Consider the following 26,353-nt stretch of genomic DNA (forward strand, 5'->3'; position numbering starts at 1 on the left):
TGATCGCTTCAGGGGCTGAACAGGACCGATCCTGCCATGCGCACCTGACAGCGGGCACCAGGGAATGACGGCGGCCGCGGACAGGTTGAACGCTGCACAGACCTTTCCCGGCAAGGAGAAGCATGTCCGAGACCGCGACCACGCCCGGCAAGACCCCCGTGGACTTCTGGTTCGACCCGCTGTGCCCGTGGGCCTGGATGACCTCCCGCTGGGTCCTGGAGGTGGAGAAGGTCCGCGACATCGAGGTCCGCTGGCACATCATGAGCCTCGCCGTCCTCAACGAGGACAAACTGGACGAGCTGCCCGAGTCCTACCGGGAGATGCTCGCCACCAAGGCCTGGCAGCCGGTCCGCGTGGTCACCGCCGCCTGGCAGCGGCACGGCGAGGACGTCCTCGGCCCCCTCTACACCGCCCTCGGCGCCCGCATCCACAACAACGGCGAGGGCCCCACCCTGGACGCCATCGCCGGCGCCCTCGCGGACGTCGGCCTGCCCGCCGAACTGATCGACTACGCCGAGCAGAAGGACTTCGACTACGACGCCGAGCTGCGCGCCTCCCACAAGGAGGGCATCGACAAGGTCGGCCAGGAGGTCGGCACCCCGGTCATCGCGGTCCCCGGCGACGACGGCGAGCAGATCGCCTTCTTCGGCCCGGTCGTCACCCCCGCCCCCAAGGGCGAGGAAGCGGCCCGCCTCTGGGACGGCACCCTCGCCGTCGCCTCGGTCCCCGGCTTCTACGAGATCAAGCGCACCCGCACCAAGGGCCCGGACTTCAGCAATCTGTGACCCACCGCCGGCCGGCGCATGCCACGAAAGGGCCCCCGCGAGTCATGTCCTCGCGGGGGCCCTCTTTCATCCGCCTGCCCGCGTGAAGGGTGAGAAGACGATCACGAGGCAGGACGTGCGGGGCGGCTCGGGCGGGTTCAGGGGGCGAGCAGCAGTACGTCCGCGCGGGACTTCGCGGCCTCGTAACGGCGGGCCACGTCCTGCCAGTTCACGACCTGCCACATCGCCTCGATGAAGTCCACCTTCTGGTTCCGGTACTGGAGGTAGAAGGCGTGCTCCCAGGCGTCGAAGACCAGGACCGGCGTCGATCCCTGGCCGACGTTGCCCTGGTGGTCGTAGACCTGCTCCACGATCAGCCGGCCGCTCAGCGGCTCGTACGCGAGGACGCCCCAGCCGGAGCCCTGGGTGGTCGCCGCCGCCTTGGACAGCTGGGCCTTGAAGCCCGCGAAGGAGCCGAAGGACTCGGTGATGGCGTCCGCCAGGTCGCCCACGCCGTCGGCCGCGAGGGGCTCACCGCCGCCGTCGCCGGTCATGTTGTGCCAGTAGACCGAGTGCAGGATGTGCCCGGAGAGGTGGAACGCCAGGTTCTTCTCCAGGCCGTTGACCGAGCCCCACTGCTCCTTGTCCCGCGCCTCGGCGAGCTGCTCCAGCGTGTCGTTGGCGCCCTTGACGTAGGCCGCGTGGTGCTTGTCGTGGTGCAGCTCGATGATCTCGGGGCTGATCACCGGCGCCAGCGCGGAGTAGTCGTAGGGCAGGTCGGGCAGCGTGTAGACGGGCATGCGGGTCCCCTCCGAACCTCTTATTGCACATAGGTTGCAGCAACGAAAGACTAGCAACAATGCTGCGGGCCGGGGCAACGTCATGCGGACGGTGAGAATCCGGTCACCGGCCGCGGGAACGGACGGGACTTCTGACGGCCCTTTGGTGGAACCCGACAGACAGGTTGTCAGGCCCGGTGTAGTGGGCGGCACTTCACCTCAGTGATCAGTGTCACGCCGTACCGGGTGTCCTCTGCATCTTTTGTGTGAAGCCCACCAAGTCCCCGTTCCCCGCTTTGTCGAGCGCTGACGGTGATCGGCTCCAGGCCCCCGGGATAGCGTCGCGGTGTTCCCACCTGCCCTCACCCCACGGAGTCCCCATGAGCACCGCCACCGCAGGCGTCCGACCCGGCGCCGTCCTCGCCGACCTGCTGCCCACGTCCCGCGTGCGCGACGTCGCTCTCGTGCTGGGCGGCGCCGTGCTCACCGGTCTCGCGGCCCAGCTCTCCATCCACGTGCCGGGCACCCCGGTGCCGGTGACCGGGCAGACCTTCGCCGCGCTGCTCGTCGGCACCGCGCTCGGCGTCCGCCGCGGCCTGCTCTCCCTCGCCCTGTACGCGCTCGTCGGCGTGGCCGGCGTGCCGTGGTTCGCGGACGGCGGCTCCGGCGCGGGCGCCGTCTCCTTCGGCTACGTCCTCGGCATGGTGCTCGCCTCCGCCGTCGTCGGCGCCCTCGCCCGGCGCGGCGCCGACCGCTCCCCGCTGCGGATGGCCGGCACGATGATCCTGGGCGAGGCCGTCATCTACGCCGTCGGCGTGCCCTACCTGGCCGTCACCGCCCACATGACCGCGTCCGCCGCGATCGCGGCCGGCCTCACCCCGTTCCTCATCGGCGACGCCATCAAGGCCGCCCTGGCGACGGGTCTCCTGCCCACCGCCTGGAAGCTGGCCGACAAGCGCTGAGGCGGCGGTTCACGCGGTCGTTCATGTACGAGAGGCTCGCCGGGCGTTCCCCGGCGAGCCTCTCGCGTGTCCGACGGGTGGGTTCAGCCGGTGGTGACCTTCTCGGCCGGCCGGTCCGTCTCGACGGCTTGAGTGGTCCGCGCACGGCGGGACTCGACGGTCTGCTTCACCACCGCGACGACCAGCACGACCGCCGCCACGCCCAGCGACAGCAGTACGGTCGTACGGCCGCTGCTCGCGCCCTTGGTGTCGGTCAGCATGTAGCCCAGGACGAACACGATCAGCGCGGCCGCCGCCCAGGTCAGATACGGGTACAGCCACATCCTCACGACGAGCTTCTCCGGCGACTCGCGCTGGATGATCCGGCGCATCCGCAGCTGCGAGAAGCAGATGACCAGCCACACGAACAGGGCCACCGCGCCACTGGAGTTGAGCAGGAAGAGGAACACCGAGTCCGGGTAGCGGTAGTTGAAGAACACCGCGACGAACCCGAAGGCCACCGAGGAGAGGATCGCGGTCATCGGCACGCCACGGGCCGTGGTCCGCGCGAACGCCTTCGGCGCGTCGCCGCGCTCACCGAGCGAGAACGCCATCCGGGAGGCCGTGTAGAGGCCCGAGTTGAGGCAGGACAGCACCGAGGTCAGCACGATGAAGTTCATGATCTGACCGGCGTGCGGGATGCCGAGCGACTCCAGCGCGGCGACGTACGAGCCGTCCTTCTGGATGGCGGGGGAGTTCCACGGCAGCAGCGAGACCACGACGAGGATCGAGCCGAGGTAGAAGACCGCGATACGCCAGATGATGCTGTTGGTGGACTTGGTGACCGCGCGCTGCGGGTCCTCGGACTCGCCGGCCGCCAGCGTGGCGATCTCGCTGCCCATGAAGGAGAACACGACCAGCAGCACACCGGAGAGGACGGCGCCGGGGCCGTTCGGCAGGAAGCCGCCGTGCGAGGTCAGGTTGGAGAAGGACGCCGTGTCGGTGTGCGCGCCAGGCAGCACGCCGAAGATCGCCAGCACGCCGACGGCGATGAACGCGCCGATCGCGACGACCTTGATCCCGGCGAACCAGAACTCGAACTCGCCGTAGGAGCCGACGGAGACCAGGTTGGTGACCGTCAGCACGGCCATCACGATCAGCGCCCAGCCCCACTGGGGGACGGCGGGTATCCAGCCCTCCAGGATCTTCGCGCCGGCGCTCGCCTCGACGGCGAGGACGACGACCCAGAAGAACCAGTAGAGCCAGCCGATGGAGAAGCCGGCCCAGCGGCCCAGCGCGCGGTCGGCGTGCGCGGAGAAGGAGCCGGAGGTCGGGTTGGCGGCGGACATCTCGCCGAGCATCCGCATCACGAGGACGACGAGGGTGCCGACGAGGGCGTACGACACGAGGATGCCGGGGCCGGCGGTGGCGATGCCGGAGCTGGAGCCGACGAAGAGGCCGGCGCCGATCACGCCGCCGATGGCGATCATCGTGAGGTGGCGGTTCTTGAGTCCTGCCTGAAGTCCGGAACCAGGGGTCATGGACGGATTTCCTTTGCGCCTGGAGGAGCGTTTCCCGTACGAGCGGGGGTGCCGTGGTGGGGCGGTGTACGGGGTCTCGCACGAGCGGTGTACGAGGCGGCCCAGTGAATCTGAGGCGAACGAATTCGGGAACCTTTGAATCCAGATCGTTACTTGAGGTTTCCTTGAGGTTCCATGGTTTTTATGGTGTTCTCCCTGCTCGGCACCCGAAGCTGCCGCCTGGATGGGGGCGTGTCACACTCGTCCCATGCGCGTGTACCTCGGCTCCGACCATGCGGGCTACGAACTCAAGAACCACCTCGTCGAATGGCTGAAGTCGGCGGGGCACGAGCCCATCGACTGCGGGCCCCACATCTACGACGCCCAGGACGACTACCCGCCCTTCTGCCTCCGTGCGGCGGAGCGGGCGGCGGCGGACTCCGACGCCCTCGGCATCGTGATCGGCGGCTCCGGGAACGGGGAGCAGATCGCCGCGAACAAGGTGAAGGGTGTGCGCGCGGCGCTGGCCTGGAGCGAGGAGACGGCGGCGCTGGGACGGCAGCACAACAACGCCAACGTGGTGGCGGTGGGGGCGCGGATGCACAGCGAGGAGGAGGCGACCAAGTTCGTCGAGGTCTTCCTCAACACGCCGTTCTCCGGCGACGAGCGGCACATCCGCCGCATCGACATGCTGTCGTCCTACGAGACCACGGGCACCCTTCCCCCGATCCCCCCGCACCACCCCCAGCAGTAACCCTCCGGGGGTTCGGCCCCTTCGCCCACCCACCCACCCGACTCGGTCGGCCGAGAGGCGCCCCAACCCCCCTTCACCCCGCCGTGGGCCGGGTGACGTGGGATGTGGGCTTCGGCCTCCGGCCGGGTGAGGTGAGGCGGGGGCGTGACCCGCACGCCGAACCGGGTGAGACGCGCGCTCGGGCCCCAGCCACCCGGCCCAGCCAGTTCCCCGGCCTTCCGGCCTTCCGGCCCTGGCCCCGGCCTTCCGGCCCTGGTCCCGGCCTTCCGGCCCTGGTCCCGGCCTTCCGGCCCCGGCCTCGCGTCGACTCTGTCCCGGATGAGAGTGTGGGCTTGGCCCGCCGACCCGCCGACCCGCCGACCCGCCGGCCCGCCGAGTAGGCGGGGGGTACCTGTGTTGGGGCGGTGCCTTTGTGGCCTACCGAGTCGGGTGGGTGGGTGGGAAAATACTGGTTGGAAAGGGGAACCTCGTCTTGCCGGAAGGGCACACCATCCATCGGTTGGCTCAGGACTACGCCGACTGCTTCCAGAACACCGCCCCCGCGGTCAGCAGCCCGCAGGGCAAGTTCTCCGACGCCGCCGACCTCCTCACCGGCACCCCCCTCACCGCCACCGAGGCCCACGGCAAACACCTCTTCCTCCGGTTCCGCGAGGACCACTGGGTCCACATCCACCTCGGCCTCTTCGGCAAGGTCACCTTCGGCCCCACCCCCGCGCCCCCGCCGACGGACACCGTCCGGCTCCGCCTCGCGAACGACACCGCGTACACCGACCTCCGCGGCCCCACCGCCTGCGCCCTGATCACGCCCGCCGAGAAGCAGGCGATACACGACCGCCTCGGCCCCGACCCGCTGCGCGAGGACGCCGACCCGGCGGCCGCGTACCGGCGCGTCTCCCGCAGCCGTACGACCATCGCCGCCCTGCTGATGGACCAGAAGGTCATCGCCGGCGTCGGCAACGTCTACCGCGCCGAGGTCCTGTTCCGGCACCGCATCGACCCGTACCGCCCCGGCCGGGACATCACCCCGGCCGAGTGGGACACCGTATGGGCCGACCTCGTCGCCCTGATGCGCGAGGGCGTCCGCCACAACCGCATCGACACCGTCCGCCCCGAGCACACCCCCGAGGCGATGGGCCGCCCGCCGCGCGTGGACGACCACGGCGGCGAGGTGTACGTCTACCGCCGCGCGAACCAGCCCTGCCACCTCTGCGGCACCGGGATCCGCACGGCGGACCTCGCCGCCCGCAACCTCTTCTGGTGCCCGGCCTGCCAGAAACCCTCGGGGTCCGTCTAGGTCGTCCGTCCAGGGCGTCCGTCTAGAACCCGTGCGGCAGCCACGGCGGCACCGGCGAGCCGAACGCCACCGACGCCTCCGTCAGCGCGCCCGGCCGCAGTTCCCGTACCCGCCCGGCCGACGCCAGCGACAACAGCGAGACGCCGCCGAGATAGGCCGCGCCCAACTCCCGTGCCGACAGGGACAGTTCCGCCGGGTCCGCGGTCCGTTCGCAGGACGCTCCCTTCGTGTCACCGGTCAGCCGCCAACGCCCCTCGTTCCAGGGGCAGAACGCGTCCTCCACCTCCAGCACGACATCCACCGGCGTCTGGTACGTGCGCGCCGAGAGGGCCGTACCGACGTCGACGAGACGGACGTACAGCCCGTCCCGCAGGCGCGGTTCGCAGCGACGGGCGTCGGAGACCTGGTGCAGCCAGGAGTCGTCCACGGGGCGGGCCCGCACACGCAGCGTCGTCGTCAGGTCGATGTCCCACAGGAACCGCCACAGCGCCGCCTCGCTCGCCGGGTCCAGCGCACCGAGGTCCCGGAGGACCACGGTGCCGTGAGGCGCGCCGGCGGGCGACCAGTCCGGCTTGACCGCGTACCGCGCGTACCCCGTCACCTGGCCGTCCCGCTCAGCGACCACGCACTGCAGGGCCGACGCCCCGCCCCGCTCGCTCGCCGGGTCCAGCAGCCGTACCCGCTCCCAGCCCGGCTGCCGGGCCGGCATCCCCGGCCGGCCCGGGACCAGCGCGCCGTACACCGCCTCGCACGCGTCGAGGGCGTCGGCCGGCTCCTCGTACCGCAGGCGTACGGCGTCCGTGCCCGGCGGGACGGACAGCCGCACCCGGCCGGTGTCGATCTCGGCGGCGAGCCAGGTGGTGGCCGCGCCGTACCCGAACCGGCCGTAGATGGCGGGCTCGGAGGCCGTCAGGACCGCCAGCGGCTCGCCCCAGGAGCGCACGTCGTCCAGTTGCCGGCGCATCATCGAGGTGAGCACGCCCCGGCGCCGGTGCGTGGCCGCGACGCCGACCATCGTGACGCCCGCGGCCGGCACGAGGGCGCCGCCCGGCACGGTCACGCGGAAGCGGAACGCCCCCGACGTACCCACACACCGCTCACCGTCCCAAACCCCTAGGGAACGGTTGAAATCGGTCAGGGAGTGCCACAACTCCCGCTCCTCGGCCGCTTCCTCGACACCGCCGAAGGCGCGGAGCAGCGTGCCGTACCAGAGGTCCCAGTCGTCCTGCCGCAGCACCCTCGGCGCGGGCGTGAAATCGGTTGCCGCCATGACCCATGCCTATCAGGGCATTGTGGGACGAGCCAGCGAATTTCTCTCCGACGGCCCCGCGCGGGCCCTCCGTGCCGTTGACTATGTTGTTGAACGCTGAAGTTGAGCCTCGGACGGGGGACAAGTGGGACCTCCCGTGCCAAGTGGCCGGTCCGATGGATAGGGTCCCCAACTAATGGCAGCAGGACGAGAGCGGCGCGCGAAGGCCGATACGTTCACGGCCCGGTGCAGGAAGCAGTGGCACCGGGCCCGCGTCGGCCTGCGCCGGAGCGCCGTGGACTACTTCCGCGGCAACGGCTCCGACTGGATCGCCCTTGTCGGCCTCCTGCTCACCATCCCCGTTCTCACCGCCCTCACGCTCGCCGACTCGGTGTGGTGCTCCCCGGCCACCCTGGTCCTGCCCATCGTGGCCGGCGGCCTGCTGCTGCGCCCGGCCAGCCTGCTGGGCCTGTACGCGGCGGGGGCCACCGCGCTGATCGTGGAGTCGGTGCGGCTCGGCCCCTACACCGAGGGACCCAGCCGGGTCACCCCCGGCGTGGTCCTGGTGGTCGCCGCCTGCGGCTTCTTCGGGCTGCTGACGGCACAGTTCCGCAGCCGCGTCGGCGTGCCCTGGCGGCGCGGCGGCACCATGCTGTTCGACCTGCGCGAGCGCATCCGGGTGCAGAGCAAACTGCCGAAACTCCCGCAGGGCTGGCACCACGAGATGGCGCTCCGCCCCGCCGGCGGCCAGTCCTTCTCCGGCGACTTCGTCGTCGCCGCCCGCACCAACGGCGGCCGCACCCTGGAGGTCGTCCTCACGGACGTGTCCGGCAAGGGCATGGACGCCGGGTCCCGCGCGCTGCTGCTGTCCGGAGCGTTCGGCGGCCTGCTCGGCTCGCTCCCACCGCACGCGTTCCTCCCGGCCGCCAACGGCTACCTGCTCCGCCAGGAATGGGAGGAGGGCTTCGCCACCTCCATCCACCTGGTGCTGGACCTGGACTCCGGGGACTACGAGCTGTACACCGCCGGGCATCCGCCGGGCCTGCAGCTCAGCGCCGGCAGCGGCCGCTGGGAGGAGAAGGCCGCCGAGGGCCCGCTGCTGGGGGTCTACGACGGCGCCCAGTTCGACCCCGTGAAGGGCTCGCTGCGCCCCGGGGACGTGCTGATGCTGTTCACGGACGGCCTGGTGGAGACGTCCGACCGGGACATCGTCGAGGGCATGGACCGGCTCACCGGCGAGGCCGACCGCTATGTCGCCGGTGGCTTCCACGGAGCCGCCTGGCACCTCATCGAGGCGGTGGCCAAGGACGTCAACGACGACCGGGCGCTGCTGCTGATCTGCCGCGAGGCATTCGCCGCGGCCCGCTGAGAGAGGTGACCGTGCCCGCGCACCCGCCCCCGCTGCTCACCCTGGCCGAGGTCGAGGCCGTCGCACGCGCCGCCCACGAGGGGCAGACCGACAAGGCGGGACGGCCGTACGCCGAACACCTCGCGGCCGTCGCCGCCGGTGTCCGCGCCCGCGGGGGCGACGCCGACCAGATCGCGGCGGCCTGGCTGCACGACTCCGTCGAGGACGACGCGCTCACCGAGGAGTGGCTGGCGGCCGCCGCGCTGACCCCGCGCACCAAGGCGGTCGTACGGGCCCTCACCAAGCGGCCGGGGGAGGAGCCGGAGGCGTACGCGGACCGCATCCTCGCCACGCCGGGCGCCCGCCTCGTGAAGGAGGCGGACCTCGCCCACAACGCCGATCCCGGGCGGCTGGCGGTCCTGGACGAGGCCACGCGAACACGACTGACCGAGAAGTACGCGCGGATGCGCGCGCTTCTCGGTCTGACCGGCCAGATCAGTGAGGTCGGCCAGACCGGCCAGATCAGTGAGGTCGGCCAGACCGGCCAGACCGGGCAGGTCGGTCAGAAGTAGGGGCTCAGGCGCCGACGGGCTCGCGTTCGCGTTCCCGCTGCCGCCGGTCGGGGGCCGGTCCGCCGGTGTCCGGTTTGAAGACCCACTCCATCCGCGGCTCCATGGCGAAGCGGAACACCCGGCGCACGGGCGGGGTGCACAGCAGCGTGGCCGTGCACGCCGCGAGGACGGTGAGCAGGAGGACACCGAGCGGGCGGTGCAGCCACGGTGTCTCGAACACGCCCGCGTACTTGGCGCTCTTGACCACGAACCCGTGCAGCAGATAGGCGTACAGCGTGCCCGTGCCGAGCGCGGTGAACCAGGTCCTGCGGCTCGGCACCCAGGAGAAGAGGCACGCGGTCAGCAGCACGGCGCCGCCGAACATCACCGGCACCATGACGGGCCCGGCCCACCACGGCGCGCCCAGGTCCTGGGCGGCGGCGTCCCGGTAGACCCAGGAGGAGTTCACGCGGGGCACGACCCACCAGGCACCGGCCATCGCCAGCGCGAACACGGGAACCGACAGGATTCGCACCGACCGGCGGCGCACCATGCGGAAGTGCTCCGGCTTCAGGGTCATCCCCAGCACGAAACAGGGGAGGAACTGCAGAACGCGGTGCAGGTCCAGCTCCCCGCCGAGTACCGACGCCGTAGAGCCCAGCATGGCCAGGCCGATGGCGATCGGCAGGGGATGGCGCACCAGCTTCCAGACCGGGGCGGTCAGGCGCCAGATGAACAGGGCGCACAGGAACCAGGTCAGGTAGTAGGGGTTGAGCACGCTGATGTTGTGGTCGTCGGAACGGCCGGCGTAGATACGGAAGAGTGAGTAGGCCGTCTCGAAGATGACGTACGGCACGAGGACGCCGGTGATCAGCCGCTTGAGCCGGTCCGGGCGGAGGTCGAAACTCCGGGAGAAGTAGCCGGAGATGATGATGAAGGCTGGCATGTGGAAGGTGTAGACGACGTCGTACGCCGCCTGCAGCGTGCGGTTGCCGGTCTTGACCGTCGCCCAGGTGTGGCCGATCGCCACCAGCATGATCGTCAGGTACTTGGCGTTGTCGAAGAAGGCGTCGCGCTGCCTGCCGGGTCTCGCCACCGGCTCACTGGACTGCCGGGGACTGAGCACTGCACCCGGCAGGGGCTGTGCCTCAGGGAGGGTTCCGTGGCTCTGACCGGGGGGCGGGTCGGCGTCAAACATCTCAGGCACCCTAGCGTCGTGACGGGAATTCGTAAAACTCCCGAAGTCATTCCTGGTATCGCCTCCTGATACCCCGTTCTTGAGGGAACTTGCCTGTGAGATGAGTACGCGTCAGGGTCGTCAATTCGTCACAGATGTACCAATTAATCCGGACAGTTAGGGTGATTTGCACCCCTCGCTTCGGTAATTCGAATTGCCTGTGCACAAGATGTGTGGGCATGGAAACCAACGCCTTCAATTTCCCCTGATCTCACGCCCGGACGCCCGGTCGAATTTCCGTGCGACGCCGTGACGGGCGAGGACTCCTGGCCAACGTTGTGTCACGAGCCGCATACCGGGGCCCGGTTGGTGGCACGATGGTCCTGGCGGGGGTGCGCGGGGTCGTGCCCCTGGGCCGGGAGAGGGACCGACCAAAGGTGTGATCTGTTGTGGCCATTTCACTGTCCGTGGTGCTGCTTTTGGCGATCATCCTCGTCGTGCTGCTGAGGGGCGGCAGCATCAAGCCCGGCCCGGCCATCGTCGCCGTCCTGTTCGGCTTCTTCCTCGCCTCCACGGGCATGGCCCCGTCGATCAACCGCTTCCTGAACTCGATAGCGGACACGATCAACCAGATCAACTTCTGACCGGCGCCGAGACGGGCGCCCCGACCGCAGCGCCCGCTCCGGCGCGTGGCACGTGGGGGACACGACCGGCTCGGCCGGGCTGATCCGGGCCCTGGGACGCGATCAGGGCCAGGCCGGAGGGGTGATCCTCCGGCCGGGCCCTGAGTCGTCTGGAGCGGGCGACGGGAATCGAACCCGCGTAGCTAGTTTGGAAGACTAGGGCTCTACCATTGAGCTACGCCCGCAGCACGGCGCCGCAGGTCGGTGACCGCGGCACTGGAGTGCATCGTAGCGGGTCGCGCACCGCGGAGGCCAACGCGTTCGGGCGGTGTCGGCGTATCGCGTGCGGGGCGCCGGTAAAGCTGCCGACGCGGCGGTCCGGGCCATGTACCCTACGTGTCGCACCAGACGGGGTGTGGCGCAGCTTGGTAGCGCGTCCGCTTTGGGAGCGGAAGGCCGTGGGTTCAAATCCCGCCACCCCGACCACCGGCTCACTCGCCGTGACGCCCCACCGCGATGATCGCCTTTTGGGGCGCTGAGCGGCTGCGGTTACTATGCAAGCTGCGCGCCCGTGTGTCCTCGGCCCCATGGCCTACGAACTCCTCCGGGCGGCTAAATCCGCCGGACCTGTCAGGCCCCGGCAGAACCCGAGAAGTCAGCCACAAGGAGACCGAACCGTGAAGAGCGCCGTGGAGACCCTGAACCCGACCCGGGTTCGGCTCACTGTCGAGGTGCCCTTCGAGGAGCTCAAGGACAGCCTCGACGCGGCGTACAAGAAGATCAACCAGCAGGTCACGGTGAAGGGCTTCCGCAAGGGCAAGATCCCGGCCCGCGTCATCGACCAGCGGTTCGGCCGCGGTGCGGTGCTGGAGGAGGCCGTCAACGACGCGCTCCCGAAGTTCTACACCGAGGCGGTCAACGAGGCCGAGCTGAACCCCCTGGGCCAGCCCGAGGTCGACATCACCGAGCTGAAGGACGGCGAGACGCTGAACTTCACCGCCGAGGTCGACGTCCGCCCCGCCCTGGAGATCCCGGACTACTCGGGCATCGAGGTCGAGGTCGACGCCGTCGAGGTCACCGACGAGGACGTCGAGAAGTCGGTCGAGCAGCTCCGTGAGCGCTTCGCCTCCACCTCCCCGGTCGAGCGTGCCGCCGAGGACGGCGACGTCGTCACCATCGACCTGGAGGCCAAGGTCGACGGCGAGGTGCTGGAGGACGGCATCGCCAGCGGCGTCTCCTACACCATCGGCTCCGGCGAGCTGCTCGACGGCATCGACGACGCCGTCAAGGGCCTGTCCGCCGACGGCGAGGCGACCTTCACCTCCGAGCTGAAGGGCGGCTCCGCCGCGGGCAGGGAGGCCGAGGTCACCGTCAAGGTCACCCAGGTCGCCGCCCGCGAACTGCCCGAGCTGGACGACGAGTTCGCGCAGCTCGCCTCCGAGTTCGACACCCTGGACGAGCTGAAGGCCGACAGCCGCAAGCGCCTGGCCGACATGAAGCAGTACGACCAGGCCACCCAGGCGCAGGAGCGCGTCCTGGAGAAGCTCCTGGAGCTGGTCGAGGTCCCCGTCCCCGAGAAGCTGCTCGAGGACGAGATCAACACCCGCAAGCACAACCTGGAGCACCACCAGCTCGGCCAGATGGGCCTCACCCTCGACAAGTACCTGGAGATCCAGGGCAAGACCGCCGAGGAGTTCGACACCGAGACCCGCGAGGCCGCGGTCAAGGGCATCAAGACCCAGTTCGTCCTCGACGAGCTGGTCAAGACGGAGAAGCTCAACGTCAACCAGGAGGAGCTCACCGAGCACCTCATGCGGCGCGCCGCCTCCTCCGGCATGTCCCCCGACCAGTTCGCCCAGGCCGTCGTCGAGGGCGGCCAGGTTCCGCTCCTGGTCGGCGAGGTCGCCCGCGGCAAGGCCCTGGCCGTCGTGGTCGAGAAGGCCACGGTCAAGGACACCAACGGCGAGGTCATCGACCTCGACGACGACGAGGACGAGGAGACCGAGGCCGTAGAGGCCGAGGCCACCACGGACGAGCCGACCGAGGCCTGAGCCCCGGCGACGCTGAATGCCTGAGACGGGCCCCGGGGACGACCCCGGGGCCCGTCGTGCGTCTCCGGCCCGCCCCACCAACCCAAAGGGGCGCGGGACTGTGTCGATCTGCGGCTCCGCCGCGTGGGCGCGAGCAACCACAACGCGCCCGCACCCGAACACGCACCGCAGCCCCCTCGCCGCACCCGCACACCGCTACGCCCCCGGCGAACACCCCCTTCTCCGGGATTCCCCGAAGGGACCCGCGCGTTAGGGTCCATGAGTACGGGGGCAGGGGAGTCTCCTGAAGCCCCCGCACCAGACCCCGTAGGGAACACGTGAGACGGCTCCACGCCGTCGCAAGAGCGAGCAGGTGGATACGTGACGAATCTGATGCCCTCCGCCGCCGGCGAGCCTTCCATCGGTGGCGGCCTCGGCGACCAGGTCTACAACCGGCTGCTGGGCGAGCGGATCATCTTCCTCGGCCAGCAGGTCGACGACGACATCGCCAACAAGATCACCGCTCAGCTGCTGCTCCTCGCCGCCGACCCGGCCAAGGACATCTACCTCTACATCAACAGCCCCGGCGGCTCGGTGACGGCCGGCATGGCGATCTACGACACCATGCAGTACATCCCGAACGACGTGGTCACGATCGGCATGGGCATGGCCGCCTCGATGGGGCAGTTCCTGCTCACCGGTGGTACGGCCGGCAAGCGCTTCGCCCTCCCGCACACCGACATCATGATGCACCAGGGCTCCGCGGGCCTGGGCGGTACGGTCTCGGACATCAAGATCCAGGCCCAGTACCTGCTGCGCACCAAGAAGACCATGACCGAGCTGACGGCGCTGCACTCCGGCCAGACGGAGGAGACGATCCTCCGCGACGCCGACCGGGACCGCTGGTTCACCCCCGAAGAGGCCAAGAACTACGGTCTCATCGACGAGATCATCACGCACGCCTCGGGCATTCCGGGAGGCGGCGGCACCGGTGCCTGACCGGCCCGGCCACGCCACGCACCGCCACGACCCCAGCCCCCAGAACGCCACCAGGACGGTGAACACCCTCATGAGCAACTTCCCCGGCGCCGCCAGCGGCATGTACGAAGGGCCTCGCCCCGAGAGCCGCTACGTCATCCCGCGCTTCGTCGAGCGCACCTCCCAGGGCGTCCGCGAGTACGACCCGTACGCGAAGCTCTTCGAGGAGCGCGTGATCTTCCTGGGCGTCCAGATCGACGACGCCTCCGCCAACGACGTCATGGCGCAGCTGCTGTGCCTGGAGTCGATGGACCCCGACCGGGACATCTCGATCTACATCAACAGCCCGGGCGGCGACATGACCGCCCTGACGGCGATCTACGACACGATGCAGTTCGTGAAGCCCGACATCCAGACGGTGTGCATGGGCCAGGCGGCCTCCGCCGCGGCCATCCTGCTCGCCGCGGGTACGCCGGGCAAGCGCATGGCGCTGCCGAACTCGCGCGTGCTGATCCACCAGCCGGCGGGTTCCACCGGCCGGGGGCAGCTCTCCGACCTGGAGATCATCGCCAACGAGTTCACCCGGATGCGCCAGCAGCTGGAGGACATGCTCGCCAAGCACTCCAGCCAGCCGATCGAGAAGGTCCGCGAGGACATCGAGCGCGACAAGATCCTCACGGCCGAGGAGGCGCTGCAGTACGGCCTCGTCGACCAGATCATCTCCACCCGCAAGCTGAACAACGAGGCGGTCCGCTGACGCGGGAAGCCGTAGTCTCCGCGCCCTTGGCACGGCCCACATCACAGTGAACCGTGCCAAGGGGGGCCCGAACACCGGGCCCGGCAAGGTACCGTCGGACATAAGGCAGCACCAGGAGCCGCTGGAACCCGTGTCCAGGCGTCTCCCAGGCGAAGGGGAAGCACACCGTGGCACGCATCGGTGACGGCGGCGATCTGCTCAAGTGCTCGTTCTGCGGCAAGAGCCAGAAGCAGGTCAAGAAGCTCATCGCAGGGCCCGGTGTGTACATCTGCGACGAGTGCATCGACCTCTGCAACGAGATCATCGAGGAGGAGCTGGCCGAGACCAGCGAGGTCCGCTGGGAGGAGCTGCCCAAGCCCCGCGAGATCTACGAGTTCCTCGAGGGCTACGTGGTCGGCCAGGAAGCGGCCAAGAAGGCGCTCTCCGTCGCGGTGTACAACCACTACAAGCGGGTCCAGGCCGGCGAGAACGGCGGCGCGCAGGGCCGCGAGGACGCCATCGAACTGGCCAAGTCCAACATCCTCTTGCTCGGCCCCACGGGCTCCGGCAAGACCCTCCTCGCCCAGACCCTGGCCCGCATGCTGAACGTCCCGTTCGCGATCGCGGACGCCACGGCGCTGACCGAGGCGGGCTATGTGGGCGAGGACGTCGAGAACATCCTCCTCAAACTGATCCAGGCCGCGGACTACGACGTCAAGAAGGCCGAGACCGGGATCATCTACATCGACGAGATCGACAAGGTCGCCCGGAAGAGCGAAAACCCGTCGATCACGAGGGACGTCAGCGGCGAGGGCGTCCAGCAGGCGCTCCTCAAGATCCTCGAAGGCACCACGGCCTCGGTCCCGCCCCAGGGCGGCCGCAAGCACCCGCACCAGGAGTTCATCCAGATCGACACGACGAACGTGCTGTTCATCGTGGGCGGTGCCTTCGCCGGCCTGGAGAAGATCATTGAAGCCCGCGCGGGCGCCAAGGGCATCGGCTTCGGCGCGACGATCCTGTCCAAGCGCGAGCGGGAGGACAAGGACGTCTTCGAGGACGTCATGCCGGAGGACCTGGTCAAGTTCGGCATGATCCCCGAGTTCATCGGCCGCCTCCCGGTGATCACCTCGGTCCACAACCTCGACCGCGAAGCGCTCCTCCAGATCCTCGTCGAGCCCCGCAACGCCCTGGTCAAGCAGTACCAGCGCCTCTTCGAACTCGACGGCGTGGAACTGGACTTCGAACGCGAGGCCCTCGAAGCCATCGCCGACCAGGCCATCCTCCGCCAGACCGGCGCCCGCGGCCTGCGCGCCATCATGGAAGAGGTCCTGATGTCGGTCATGTACGAGGTCCCGTCCCGCAAGGACGTCGCCCGAGTCGTCATCACAGCCGACGTCGTCCACTCCAACGTCAACCCCACCCTGATCCCCCGCGACGCCCGGGGGCGGGGGACTGGGGAGCAGAAGACGGCGTAGACAGGGCATGGGAGCGTCCGGATATTCGACTCGCCTGCGGGTGACTGCCCGATGCTTGTCGCTGTACCTCTCCTGCTTGGTAGCGAAAGGAATCCCAGGGGGCGTCGATCCTAAAAGGCCCCGCAATGACGGGATGCTGACCCTTGGGGCGGGCTTGTAAAGGGCCGCCGTTCATGGCAAAGGCTCGGCCGGGAAAACCTAGCCGAGCCTTTGCTTGTATCAGTCGCTGCCAGCGTGCCCTCATATGTTGCGACAACTACTGGAAACTGCCTGTATCGGGAACATGCAGATGATCTGAGAAGACGCGGGCCACTGAGCTGCTGCCGTACAACGGGGCCGGGCAGCTACAGAATGAGCGTTCGTGACCAGGAGAGCAGCAGTGAGCGCCGACCATAACGTGGCCTACTCTGCTGGTGACCCATTCTTACCTACCCCAAGTGACGATGTCGCTGCCGTCACCGTGGCCGTAGATGTGGATCCAGGGATAGCGGTGAAGGGATCCGATGTCGAGGTGAGTCGGGTCGTACTTGAAGTCGCCCCTGCGCCAGGTCTGCAGGCCGCCGTGCTTGTTCTTGTGATATGTGTAGAATTCTGGTCCCTTGGAACCGCTGCGGTCCAGGCCCTCCCAGGACCAACCGAGCAGGCCGGCCCAGTCGTACACCTTGTGGTGCATGGTGGGTGACCCGTCGTGGCTGACGATACTGCTGCCTCGCGTGCAGAAGTGTTCTGACTCCTGGAAGTACGCATACCGTCTACCGTCAGCCGCGCGGAGGCTGTACGTGGCGCCGGGGTTCCAGCAGTAGGTTTTGCTGGCAGCGGCGGGGATGACGGCGGTCCTGGTCTCCGGGGCGGCCGGCTTGCTGTAGGCGGAGTCGACGATGGTGGTCGTCGTGGTCTGAGTGACAGACGTGGCGGAGGGAGTGACGGCCATCTTGGTGACAGTCTCGCTGACGGGATATCCGGCCCAGTAGCCGGATGTCAGCAGGTCGTTGATCTTCTTGGCCGACTCTCCATTATTACGGGCGGCGGCGAGGAAAGTCTTGGTCTCGTCGTAGGTGCGTGCCTCCTGGGGAGTGACAGGCGTGGGCTGGCCGGCGCGGAGCTGCCTCTCATAGGCCTGCTGGCGGGTCTCGTGCTGATGAATCCCCCGCTTGTTGTTCTGCTGATCGGCGCTGGCTGATGCTCCTGTGGTCAGCCCTACGACGGCGAAGGTGGCCAGTGATATCCCAGCCAGAGTGCGTATAGACGTACGCATGTTGAAGGTTCTCCCGTGGTCAGTGGGTGTGGCGTGCCAGGGATGAACCTAAGCCTGCTCCCGGTGCTTGCCCAGGGACTTGAGCAAGATCAGAGGCACGGAGCTGTGCGGCTGAGCCCCCGTCAAGCGGCGGGCCTGCTAGGAGGCTTGAGGCAAATCTACCGAAGGCGCTGAACGGAACGAGAAGTGGCCGCCCAGCGAAGGGCCGGGCGGCCACTCGCAGAACGCAGGCTACGCCGTGACACGCACGTCGTTGCGGAGCTTGGCGGCCAGGGCGGCGGCGTCGTCGAGCGAAGCGGCCTTGCCAACGGCGACGGACGCGACGTCGTACGAGATCACATACACGAGCGTGCTGTGGTCGCCCCAGATGCAGAACGGCATCTTTGTGGTCTTGCCGGATGATGTGGACTCCACGTACTGGCACTTCATGATGCCGTTTGAGAAGCCTGGCGGCTTGACCTCCTGCGGGCTTCCCACCAGCTTGCCATCGGAGGGGGAGTCCTTCGCGGAGCTCTCCTTCGACTTGGCGAACATTGCGTCGACAGCCTTTTCCGGGTCGTCGATCGTGCCGTACACACCGGCGAACATAAGGTTCTTCGCCGTAAGGCCTGATCCCGACGTGTAGGCGGCGCTGACGTCCTTGGGGCTCTTGACCCCCCAGGACTCCGCGTCCTTGACGTCGTCCTCGGTCATTGTGTCGGTCTCGCCGTTACCGCTCTTCTTATACTCTCCGCTGAGAACGGTCGCCTTCGCCACCAGTTTGTGCGCGCCGTCGTCCGTGATACCCCCGCTGGTGCTGCCACTCCTGCCCATCGCGAAGGCCACGCCCACACCGATCGCCACCACGACGGCCACGGCACCGATGATCAGGCCCGTCTTCTTACCACCGCCGCCGCTCGACATGGGCGGCTGCGAGGACACATAGGGTTGCTGACCGTATGGGCCTTGACCGTAAGGCTGCTGCTGTCCGTACGGGTTGGGCTGCTGCGGGACGCCCTGCGAGGCCTGGCCAGGGTAGCCGTATCCGGACTGAGGCGACGGGGCCTGCTGAGGGTAGCCATAGCCGGGCTGTGGGGTCTGCGGCGGCTGCTGGCCGTAGGGGCCGGGCTGGCCGTACGGTCCGGGTTGCTGGGGCTGCTGCCCGCCGTACGGGCCCGGCTGGTTGTAGCTCATTACTGGGTTCCCCTCCAGTTGCTCATGTGTTCCGAACATCTTGACGGAAGGGGAGCGAGGGCGGGGCGTCCGGGGGGGGGGATTGATGCCTAGTTATTGACAGGCTGTTCCAGATGTCAGACAAGCCGACTTGGCCCGGTTGGTTACTGCGAGTTGACGGACGCTGCATAGTACTGATTTGCCCAGATATATCCTCTGATGCCGTGTGACTGTCGTATCGCACGACTAGATGCTCCTCTAAGTCGTCTGGCCAGGTTTGCGACGGACACATGGACCGGGTATGTCACGGTGACCTGGACAAGATCGGGGCCCCCAATGAACTCTTCGATCTCCAGGTGGAGTTCTTGCGCGACTGAGCACATAGCACCCTCGGCGAGATCATGCATGTCGGATGTAAGGATCGGCTGGTGGAGCCTCGTCGTGAACGCCATGAAAGTGCGGAGGTTGTGCGACTGGGGAGGCGGACCTCCCTGCGGCGTGCCGAGGTCCGAGCGGCGCTTCCCTGCGGTTCCCTTCGAGGGGTGGGCCGCTCTCCAGGTGTCCAACTGTACTGGCGTCCACATGGGAGTCCGGCCGACGTGGACGGGCTCCGGAAACCCGTTTCCCTTCCTCGAGTTGAGGACGTACACGGCTTCCCGCGATATGCCGAGCCTCGCTGCGGCCTCTGCGGGTGTGAGTCGATCGTCTGTCATGGATTTCACGGTACGACAGACAAGTTCAACCTGTCTGTCGTACCGTGGGTGCGTCGGAGACCAAAAGTGAGGCCAGTTGGGCGGGTTGCGGGTGCGGATGACGGGGAAGAAGGTCGGGCGTCCAGGTGGGCAGGTCAAGGCTCCGGCTAATGCCGGTCGCAAGTACCGTCTGCATCCCACGCCACAACAGGCCGAGAAGCTCGGTAACTGGGGGCATACCTGTCGCGCCGTATGGAACGTTGCTCTGGAACAACGGCTCTACGTCTACGAGCAGCGGCGCAAGACCCTGCGCGCTGATGAACAGTGCCGCTACCTGACTCAGGCTCGTCACGACCTCGGCTGGATTGCTGCCCTTCCCTCCCAGGTACCCCAACAGGTACTCAGGCATCTGGACCAGGCGTATCAGAACTTCTGGAACCCGGAGCATCCAGCAGCATTTCCTCGCTTCAAGAAGCGCACGTCGCGCTTGGCGATCCCCTTCCCCGGACAGGCTGTCCGCGTGACCAAGCTGAACCGTAAATGGGCTTCTGTGCGCGTCCCGAAGCTTGGAGAGGTCAAGTTCCGGCTCACCCGCCCCCTTGGCGGTCGTATCAAGAACGCGGTGATCCGAAGGGATGCGACTGGACGTTGGTACATCAGTTTCGGCGTCCATAGTGGAACGGTCGCAATGCTGCCGAACAAGCAGCCGGCTGTGGGCGTTGATTTCGGTGTGAAGCAGGCGGCGTTTCTCTCGGATGAAACAGAGCCTCGGCTCATGGCGGAGTCGCTGACCAAAGGCGAGCAGCGGAGGCTAGTGGGGCTGGAACGGCGCAGAGAAAGGCAGATCCGGGAAGCCAAGAGGCACCGAAGGGGCAAGTACAGCAACCGACTGCGACGCACGCTCCGTGCCATCGCGGAGCTGAAGGCGCGGCAAGCCCGCCGCCGACTGGACTTCACGCACAAGCTCACCACGGACCTGGCCAAGAGCCACGGCTTGGTCGCCATTGAGGATCTTCGTGTGAAGCAGATGACGCGCAGCGCCAGGGGCACGCAGTGCGAGCCCGGCGCACAGGTCTCTCAGAAGGCCGGCCTGAACCGGGCGATTCTCGACAATTCTCCAGGTGAGCGGCGACGACAGCTTGCCTATAAGTGCCCGGCCTACGGATCCGAACTGGTTCTAGTGCCACCGGCCAGGACGTCGCAGACCTGCGGTGCCTGCAATCTCTGGAACCCCGCATCGCGGATCAACCGGGATACTTTCGTCTGCACAGGATGCGGGCACACGGATGACGCGGACCACAACGCCTCCGTCGTCATCCTCACTCGGGCCTGCCCCGATCGGATGGGCAAGACTTCTGCCGCAGGGCACTGCGGTGCACAGCACGCATCGACAGGCCGAGCCCGGCCTGCCATGCCCCGTACGGGTATACGGGGCGCACGCGTGAACCCCTGAACCCCTCGTCCGCTGTGGCTCGGCCATGCTCGGATATCGAGGGCTACAAGGAATCCCTGCAGGTCACTGCCGGGAGGATGCCAAAGAACAAACGCGTTTCGGGACCCTTCCATGACACCTCTAAACTGACCCCGTGACCGAGAACGCATCGCAGCAGCCACCCGCGCCCGACACCGAACTGCCGACCCAGTACGCGCCGGCCGACGTAGAGGGGCCGCTGTACGAGCGCTGGGTAGAGCGGGGCTACTTCGCCGCCGATGCCAAGAGTGACAAGCCGGCGTACACCATCGTCATCCCGCCGCCCAACGTCACCGGCTCGCTCCACCTGGGCCACGCCTTCCAGCACACCCTCATGGACGCCCTCACCCGCCGCAAGCGCATGCAGGGTTACGAGGCGCTGTGGCTGCCGGGCATGGACCACGCCGGCATCGCCACCCAGAACAAGGTCGAGCAGCAGCTCGCCGAGGAGGGCAAGTCCCGCCACGACCTGGGCCGCGAGGAGTTCGTCGAGCGCGTCTGGCGGTGGAAGGAGGAGTACGGCGGCAAGATCCTCGGCCAGATGCGGCGCCTCGGCGACGGCGTCGACTGGGACCGCGAGCGGTTCACCATGGACGAGGGCCTGTCCAAGGCCGTCCTCACCATCTTCAAGAAGCTCTACGACGACGAGCTGATCTACCGCGCCGAGCGCATCATCAACTGGTGCCCCCGCTGCCTGACGGCCATCTCGGACATCGAGGTGGAGTACCAGGAGGACGCGGGCGAACTGGTCTCCATCCGGTACGGCGAGGGCGAGGACTCCCTGGTCGTCGCCACCACTCGCGCCGAGACGATGCTCGGTGACACGGCCGTCGCGGTCCACCCCGAGGACGAGCGCTACCGGCACCTCGTCGGCAGGCGCATCAAGCTGCCGCTGACCGACCGGACCATCCCGGTCGTCGCCGACGAGCACGTCGACCCCGAGTTCGGCACGGGCGCCGTCAAGGTCACCCCGGCTCACGACCCGAACGACTTCGCCATCGGCCAGCGCCACGACCTGCCCGCCCTCACGATCATGGACGAGCACGGCGTCATCACGGTCCACGGCCCCTTCCTCGGCCTGGACCGCTTCGAGGCCCGCTCGGCCGTCGTCGGCGCGCTCAAGGAACAGGGCCGCATCGTCGCCGAGAAGCGCCCGTACATGCACTCCGTGGGGCACTGCTCCCGCTGCAAGACCACGGTCGAGCCGCGCCTGTCGATGCAGTGGTGGGTCAAGGTCGGCCCGCTCGCCCAGGCCGCCGGCGACGCCGTTCGCGACGGCCGGGTGCAGATCCACCCCGCGGACCTGTCGAAGCGCTACTTCGACTGGGTCGACAACATGCACGACTGGTGCATCTCGCGCCAGCTGTGGTGGGGCCACCGCATCCCGATCTGGTACGGCCCCGACGGCGAGGTCGTCTGCGTCGGCCCCGACGACGAGCCGCCGACCGGAGAGGGCTGGACCCAGGACTCCGACGTCCTCGACACCTGGTTCTCCTCCGGCCTGTGGCCGTTCTCCACGCTCGGCTGGCCCGAGCAGACCGAGGACCTGCGGAAGTTCTACCCGACCGACGTCCTGCTCACCGGCCACGACATCATCTTCTTCTGGGTCGCCCGAATGATGATGTTCGGCCTGTACGCGATGGACGGCAAGGTGCCCTTCCACACCATCGCGCTCACCGGCCTGGTCCGGGACGAGTTCGGCAAGAAGATGTCGAAGTCCAACCCGAACGCCGTCGACCCCCTGACCTGGATGGACCGCTACGGCTCCGACGCCGTCCGCTTCACCCTGGCCCGCGGCGCCAACCCCGGCACGGACGTGCCGATCGGCGAGGACTGGGTCCAGGCGTCCCGCAACTTCGCCAACAAGATCTGGAACGCGACGCGTTTCGCGCTGATGAACGGCGCGACGGTCGAGGGCCCGCTGCCCGCCCCGGAGCAGATGTCGGCCACCGACCGGTGGATCCTCTCCCGGCTCAACAAGACGGTCGCCGAAGTCGACGGGTTCTACGAGGACTTCCAGTTCGCCAAACTGTCCGACGCCCTCTACCACTTCGCGTGGGACGAGGTCTTCGACTGGTACGTCGAACTGTCGAAGACTGTGTTCCAGGCGGGCGGCGAGCCGGCGAAGGTCTCGCAGCGCGTCCTCGGCGAGGTCCTGGACGTGACGCTCAAGCTGCTGCACCCGGTCGTCCCGTTCGTGACCGACACCCTGTGGACCACCCTCACCGGCGGCGAGTCCGTCGTCGTCGCCGAGTGGCCGAAGGCTGTGTCCGTTCCTGGTGCTGACGCACCGGGCGGCTTCCGGGACGCGGCGGCCGAGCAGGAGATCTCCACGCTCCAGTCCGTCATCACCGAGGTCCGCCGGTTCCGCGCCGACCAGGGGCTGCAGCCGGGGCAGCGGGTGCCGGCCCGCCTGAAGCTGGACGGTACGGCGCTGTCGCCGCACGAGGCGGCCATCCGCCAGCTGCTGCGCCTCCAGCCGGAGGGTGACTCCTTCACGGCGACGGCGACCCTGCCGGTCTCCGGTGCCGAGGTCGCGCTGGACCTGTCCGGCACGATCGACGTGGCCGCCGAGCGCAAGCGGCTCGCGAAGGACCTGGCTGCCGCCGAGAAGGAGAAGGCCCAGGCCACGGGCAAGCTGGGCAACGAGGCGTTCCTGGCGAAGGCCCCGGAGAACGTGGTGGACAAGATCCGCACGCGCCTGGCCAAGGCCGAGGAGGACATCGCCCGCATCACCGCCCAGCTGGCCAAGCTGCCGCCGGCGTAGCGGCACGCCCCACAGGCCCCCGGAGCCCTCAAGGCCCCGGGGGCCTACGCGCACCCGGGCGCCGGACCAGGCGCCCCCGCTCAAAAGTCTCCCCCGCGCCCACCCGTGCCGCCCCAAGCGGCACGCATGCCCGCGGCTACGAAGGAACCGCGTCAACGCAGGGCGCCGTACCAGCCGACGGGACTGCACCCACTAAGGGGCGCGGGGCTGTGTCGATATGCGGCTCCGCCGCGTGGGCGCGACCAGCCACCACGCACCCGCACTCACCCACCACCCAAGGCACCCCCACCCAAAGGCACCCCCACCTTTGTCACCGCACGTCCGTAGACTGGCCCCGTGAGTGACACCCCCGGTACCGACCAGCCCGGCCCCTTCGACGGCCCCGACGGAGTCGACCGCCCCGACGGAGTCGACCCTTTCGACGAGATCGTCGAGGCGGAGACCACCCGCGACCCCGACCTCGCCGTCATCGAGGCCGGCAGCCGCACCCTCCGTACCCAGGGCGGCGCGCCGCAGGCCGATGTGCCGGCCCGCCCCGAGGACCCCGAGGTCGACAGGGCGCTGCGCGAGGTCGAGGCGGAGCTGGCCGGCCGCTGGGGCGAGACCAAGCTGGAGCCCTCCGTCAGCCGCATCGCCGCGCTGATGGACGTACTGGGCGAGCCGCAGCGGTCGTACCCCTCGATCCACATCACCGGGACGAACGGCAAGACCTCCACCGCCCGCATGATCGAGGCCCTGCTCGGCGCCTTCGAGCTGCGCACCGGCCGGTACACCAGCCCGCACGTGCAGTCGATCACCGAGCGGATCAGCCTGGACGGCGCGCCGGTCTCCGCCGAGCGGTTCGTCGAGACGTACCAGGACATCAGGCCGTACGTCGAGATGGTCGACGCGCAGCAGGAGTACCGGCTGTCGTTCTTCGAGGTGCTGACCGGCATGGCGTACGCCGCGTTCGCGGACGCGCCCGTCGACGTGGCCGTCGTCGAGGTCGGCATGGGCGGCTCCTGGGACGCGACGAACGTCATCGACGGTGACGTAGCCGTCATCACGCCCATCGGCCTGGACCACACCGACCGGCTCGGCGGGACCACCGGGGAGATCGCCGGCGAGAAGTCCGGCATCATCAAGCAGGACGCCACGGTGATCATGGCGCAGCAGCCGGTGGACGCGGCGCAGGTGCTGCTGAAGAAGGCCGTCGAGGTGGACGCCACGGTCGCCCGGGAGGGGCTGGAGTTCGGGGTGGTGGCCCGGCAGGTCGCCGTCGGCGGGCAGATGCTCACCCTGCGCGGCCTGGGCGGCGAGTACCACGAGGTGTACCTCCCGCTGCACGGCGCCCACCAGGCGCACAACGCGGCCGTCGCCCTCGCCGCCGTGGAGGCGTTCTTCGGGGTGGGCGCGCAGCGCGCCGAGCCGCTCGCCGTCGACACGGTCCGCAAGGCGTTCGCGTCCGTGTCCTCGCCGGGTCGCCTGGAGGTCGTACGGCGCTCCCCGACCGTCGTGCTGGACGCCGCGCACAACCCGGCCGGCGCCGAGGCGGCGGCCGAGGCCGTACGGGAGGCGTTCGACTTCAGCCGGCTGATCGGGGTGGTCGGCGCGAGCGGCGACAAGAACGTGCGGGGGCTGCTGGAGGCCTTCGAACCGCTCTTCACGGAGGTCGTCGTCACCCAGAACTCCAGCCACCGCGCCATGGACGCGGACGAGCTGGCCGCGATCGCCGTCGAGGTGTTCGGCGAGGAGCGGGTCCAGGTCGAGCCGCGGCTGCCCGACGCCCTGGAGGCCGCGATCACGCTGGCCGAGGAGGAGGGCGAGTTCACCGGTGGCGGCGTGCTGGTCACCGGCTCCGTCATCACGGTCGGCGAGGCCCGGCTGCTGCTCGGAAAGGGCTGAGAACGACATGCGTACGCTCTGCGCGTCGACCCTGATCGGCGAGTTCTTCATCATCGGGTTCGCCGGCCTCGTCGCCATGAAGGACCCCGACCTGTCCACGTCGACGGTGTGGCTGGTCAGCGGCATCGCGATGGTGCTGTGCGTGCTGCTGTGCGGCATGGTGACCCGGCCGGGCGGCGTCGCCCTCGGCTGGGCGCTGCAGCTCGCCCTGATCGCGTCCGGCGTCTTCGTCCCGACGATGTATTTCATGGGCGTGGTCTTCGCGGCGCTGTGGTGGGCATCGGTGCACTTCGGGAGGAAGGTGGACGAGGCGAAGGCGAGATTCGCGGCGGCCGCGGAATCCTCCTCCGCTTCCGCTGACGCTGCGTGACAATCGGGGCCCGTGACCTTGTAACCTCGTCCCACCGCACGTCAGTCGTAAGGAGTCACCCCGTGAGCCAGCGCACCCTCGTCCTCCTCAAGCCCGACGCCGTCCGTCGCGGCCTGACCGGCGAGATCATCAGCCGCATCGAGCGCAAGGCCGGCTGGCAGATCACCGCGCTGGAACTGCGCACCCTGGACCAGGACACGCTGGAGCAGCACTACGGTGAGCACAAGGGCAAGCCGTTCTACGAGCCGCTCGTGGAGTTCATGGCCTCCGGCCCGGTCGTGGCCATGATCGTCGAGGGTGAGCGGGTCGTCGAGGGGCTGCGCGCCCTGGCCGGCCCCACCGACCCGATCGCCGCCGCGCCCGGCTCCATCCGGGGCGACTACGGCGTCATCGTCCGCGAGAACCTGATCCACGCCTCCGACTCCGAGGAGTCCGCCGAGCGCGAGGTCAAGATCTTCTTCCCGGGTCGCGCGTAACAGCGACGATCGAGGGAACGAGCGCCCCCGAACGCCCGTCTCCACAAGCGCGGGGACACATCATCTG

Annotated in this window: 22 protein-coding genes and 2 tRNA genes; 17 read left to right on the forward strand and 7 right to left on the reverse strand. The window is 68.7% G+C overall.

Annotated features, from left to right (window positions below; translation table 11 throughout):
* The first annotated feature begins 122 nt into the window (after nucleotides 1–122).
* Complete coding sequence (locus DBP14_RS23860) at nucleotides 123–785, forward strand: DsbA family protein (protein WP_129309175.1); 663 nt, start codon at nucleotides 123–125, stop codon at nucleotides 783–785.
* A 137-nt stretch (nucleotides 786–922) separates the two neighbouring features.
* Here DBP14_RS23860 and DBP14_RS23865 read toward each other — a convergent pair whose 3' ends face one another.
* Nucleotides 923–1,564 carry a superoxide dismutase gene (locus DBP14_RS23865; protein ID WP_129309176.1) on the reverse strand — a complete coding sequence of 214 codons (642 nt, stop codon included), beginning with the start codon at nucleotides 1,562–1,564 and terminating at the stop codon, nucleotides 923–925.
* Nucleotides 1,565–1,923: 359 nt separating this feature from the next.
* Here DBP14_RS23865 and DBP14_RS23870 point away from each other — a divergent pair, with 359 nt between their 5' ends.
* The gene (locus DBP14_RS23870; RefSeq protein ID WP_129309177.1) at nucleotides 1,924–2,505 is read left to right on the forward strand and encodes a biotin transporter BioY; all 582 of its coding nucleotides are present in this window, start codon (nucleotides 1,924–1,926) and stop codon (nucleotides 2,503–2,505) included.
* Nucleotides 2,506–2,588: 83 nt separating this feature from the next.
* Here DBP14_RS23870 and DBP14_RS23875 read toward each other — a convergent pair whose 3' ends face one another.
* Nucleotides 2,589–4,025 carry an amino acid permease gene (locus DBP14_RS23875; protein ID WP_129309178.1) on the reverse strand — a complete coding sequence of 479 codons (1,437 nt, stop codon included), beginning with the start codon at nucleotides 4,023–4,025 and terminating at the stop codon, nucleotides 2,589–2,591.
* Between the two features lie 247 nt (nucleotides 4,026–4,272).
* Between DBP14_RS23875 and DBP14_RS23880 the strand changes: the two genes are divergently transcribed.
* Together DBP14_RS23880 and DBP14_RS23885 are read left to right on the forward strand one after the other, a co-directional pair.
* The gene (locus tag DBP14_RS23880) at nucleotides 4,273–4,758 is read left to right on the forward strand and encodes a ribose-5-phosphate isomerase (protein ID WP_129309179.1); all 486 of its coding nucleotides are present in this window, start codon (nucleotides 4,273–4,275) and stop codon (nucleotides 4,756–4,758) included.
* A gap of 472 nt (nucleotides 4,759–5,230) precedes the next feature.
* Complete coding sequence (locus DBP14_RS23885; protein WP_129309180.1) at nucleotides 5,231–6,052, forward strand: DNA-formamidopyrimidine glycosylase family protein; 822 nt, start codon at nucleotides 5,231–5,233, stop codon at nucleotides 6,050–6,052.
* A 22-nt stretch (nucleotides 6,053–6,074) separates the two neighbouring features.
* On the opposite strand, the gene DBP14_RS23890 is transcribed toward DBP14_RS23885, so the two are convergent.
* Complete coding sequence (locus DBP14_RS23890) at nucleotides 6,075–7,322, reverse strand: GNAT family N-acetyltransferase (protein WP_129309181.1); 1,248 nt, start codon at nucleotides 7,320–7,322, stop codon at nucleotides 6,075–6,077.
* Nucleotides 7,323–7,497: 175 nt separating this feature from the next.
* On the opposite strand from DBP14_RS23890, the gene DBP14_RS23895 reads away from it, so the two are divergent.
* Complete coding sequence (locus DBP14_RS23895; RefSeq protein WP_129309182.1) at nucleotides 7,498–8,670, forward strand: PP2C family protein-serine/threonine phosphatase; 1,173 nt, start codon at nucleotides 7,498–7,500, stop codon at nucleotides 8,668–8,670.
* Nucleotides 8,671–8,702: 32 nt separating this feature from the next.
* On the forward strand, nucleotides 8,703–9,221 hold the full coding sequence (locus tag DBP14_RS23900; RefSeq protein WP_164992537.1) for an HD domain-containing protein: 519 nt from the start codon (nucleotides 8,703–8,705) through the stop codon (nucleotides 9,219–9,221).
* A 4-nt stretch (nucleotides 9,222–9,225) separates the two neighbouring features.
* Here the strand turns inward: DBP14_RS23900 and DBP14_RS23905 are convergent, their stop codons facing one another.
* Nucleotides 9,226–10,236, reverse strand: coding sequence for an acyltransferase family protein (locus DBP14_RS23905; RefSeq protein WP_241741279.1), 1,011 nt, complete (start codon nucleotides 10,234–10,236; stop codon nucleotides 9,226–9,228).
* Between the two features lie 590 nt (nucleotides 10,237–10,826).
* Here DBP14_RS23905 and DBP14_RS23910 point away from each other — a divergent pair.
* Nucleotides 10,827–11,021: a hypothetical protein gene (locus DBP14_RS23910; protein ID WP_129309184.1), complete on the forward strand. Its 195-nt coding sequence runs from the start codon at nucleotides 10,827–10,829 to the stop codon at nucleotides 11,019–11,021.
* A 150-nt stretch (nucleotides 11,022–11,171) separates the two neighbouring features.
* Here the strand turns inward: DBP14_RS23910 and DBP14_RS23915 are convergent.
* Nucleotides 11,172–11,245: transfer RNA gene (locus DBP14_RS23915), tRNA-Gly, on the reverse strand.
* A 164-nt stretch (nucleotides 11,246–11,409) separates the two neighbouring features.
* Between DBP14_RS23915 and DBP14_RS23920 the strand changes: the two genes are divergently transcribed.
* From DBP14_RS23920 to clpX, 5 genes are all read left to right on the forward strand, one after another.
* A tRNA-Pro gene (locus DBP14_RS23920) sits at nucleotides 11,410–11,486 on the forward strand.
* A 191-nt stretch (nucleotides 11,487–11,677) separates the two neighbouring features.
* On the forward strand, nucleotides 11,678–13,051 hold the full coding sequence (gene tig / locus DBP14_RS23925) for a trigger factor (protein ID WP_129309185.1): 1,374 nt from the start codon (nucleotides 11,678–11,680) through the stop codon (nucleotides 13,049–13,051).
* Between the two features lie 372 nt (nucleotides 13,052–13,423).
* Nucleotides 13,424–14,029, forward strand: a complete 606-nt coding sequence (locus DBP14_RS23930; protein WP_129312060.1) for an ATP-dependent Clp protease proteolytic subunit — start codon at nucleotides 13,424–13,426, stop codon at nucleotides 14,027–14,029.
* Nucleotides 14,030–14,099: 70 nt separating this feature from the next.
* Nucleotides 14,100–14,765 carry an ATP-dependent Clp protease proteolytic subunit gene (locus DBP14_RS23935; RefSeq protein ID WP_129312061.1) on the forward strand — a complete coding sequence of 222 codons (666 nt, stop codon included), beginning with the start codon at nucleotides 14,100–14,102 and terminating at the stop codon, nucleotides 14,763–14,765.
* 167 nt (nucleotides 14,766–14,932) lie between these two features.
* Entirely contained in the window at nucleotides 14,933–16,219 is a 1,287-nt protein-coding gene (gene clpX, locus DBP14_RS23940) for an ATP-dependent Clp protease ATP-binding subunit ClpX (RefSeq protein WP_129309186.1), read from the forward strand.
* A 424-nt stretch (nucleotides 16,220–16,643) separates the two neighbouring features.
* Here the strand turns inward: clpX and DBP14_RS23945 are convergent, their stop codons facing one another.
* A complete protein-coding gene (locus tag DBP14_RS23945; RefSeq protein WP_129309187.1) occupies nucleotides 16,644–17,474 on the reverse strand; it encodes a hypothetical protein in 831 nt (276 codons plus the stop codon).
* A gap of 231 nt (nucleotides 17,475–17,705) precedes the next feature.
* Entirely contained in the window at nucleotides 17,706–18,647 is a 942-nt protein-coding gene (locus DBP14_RS23950; protein WP_129309188.1) for a hypothetical protein, read from the reverse strand.
* A gap of 789 nt (nucleotides 18,648–19,436) precedes the next feature.
* Between DBP14_RS23950 and DBP14_RS36195 the strand changes: the two genes are divergently transcribed.
* The 5 genes from DBP14_RS36195 (at nucleotide 19,437) to ndk (ending at nucleotide 26,286) form a co-directional block, all read left to right on the forward strand.
* Entirely contained in the window at nucleotides 19,437–20,771 is a 1,335-nt protein-coding gene (locus DBP14_RS36195) for an RNA-guided endonuclease TnpB family protein (protein WP_164992394.1), read from the forward strand.
* 133 nt (nucleotides 20,772–20,904) lie between these two features.
* Nucleotides 20,905–23,556, forward strand: coding sequence for a valine--tRNA ligase (locus DBP14_RS23965; RefSeq protein ID WP_129309190.1), 2,652 nt, complete (start codon nucleotides 20,905–20,907; stop codon nucleotides 23,554–23,556).
* Nucleotides 23,557–23,982: 426 nt separating this feature from the next.
* Entirely contained in the window at nucleotides 23,983–25,440 is a 1,458-nt protein-coding gene (locus tag DBP14_RS23970; protein WP_129312062.1) for a folylpolyglutamate synthase/dihydrofolate synthase family protein, read from the forward strand.
* Between the two features lie 7 nt (nucleotides 25,441–25,447).
* A complete protein-coding gene (locus DBP14_RS23975) occupies nucleotides 25,448–25,810 on the forward strand; it encodes a DUF4233 domain-containing protein (RefSeq protein ID WP_129309191.1) in 363 nt (120 codons plus the stop codon).
* Between the two features lie 62 nt (nucleotides 25,811–25,872).
* Complete coding sequence (ndk, locus tag DBP14_RS23980) at nucleotides 25,873–26,286, forward strand: nucleoside-diphosphate kinase (RefSeq protein WP_129309192.1); 414 nt, start codon at nucleotides 25,873–25,875, stop codon at nucleotides 26,284–26,286.
* Nucleotides 26,287–26,353 lie beyond the last annotated feature (67 nt).

Origin of the sequence: Streptomyces sp. L2 (genome assembly GCF_004124325.1) — a bacterium.
In the GTDB taxonomy this organism is placed as follows: Bacteria; Actinomycetota; Actinomycetes; order Streptomycetales; family Streptomycetaceae; genus Streptomyces.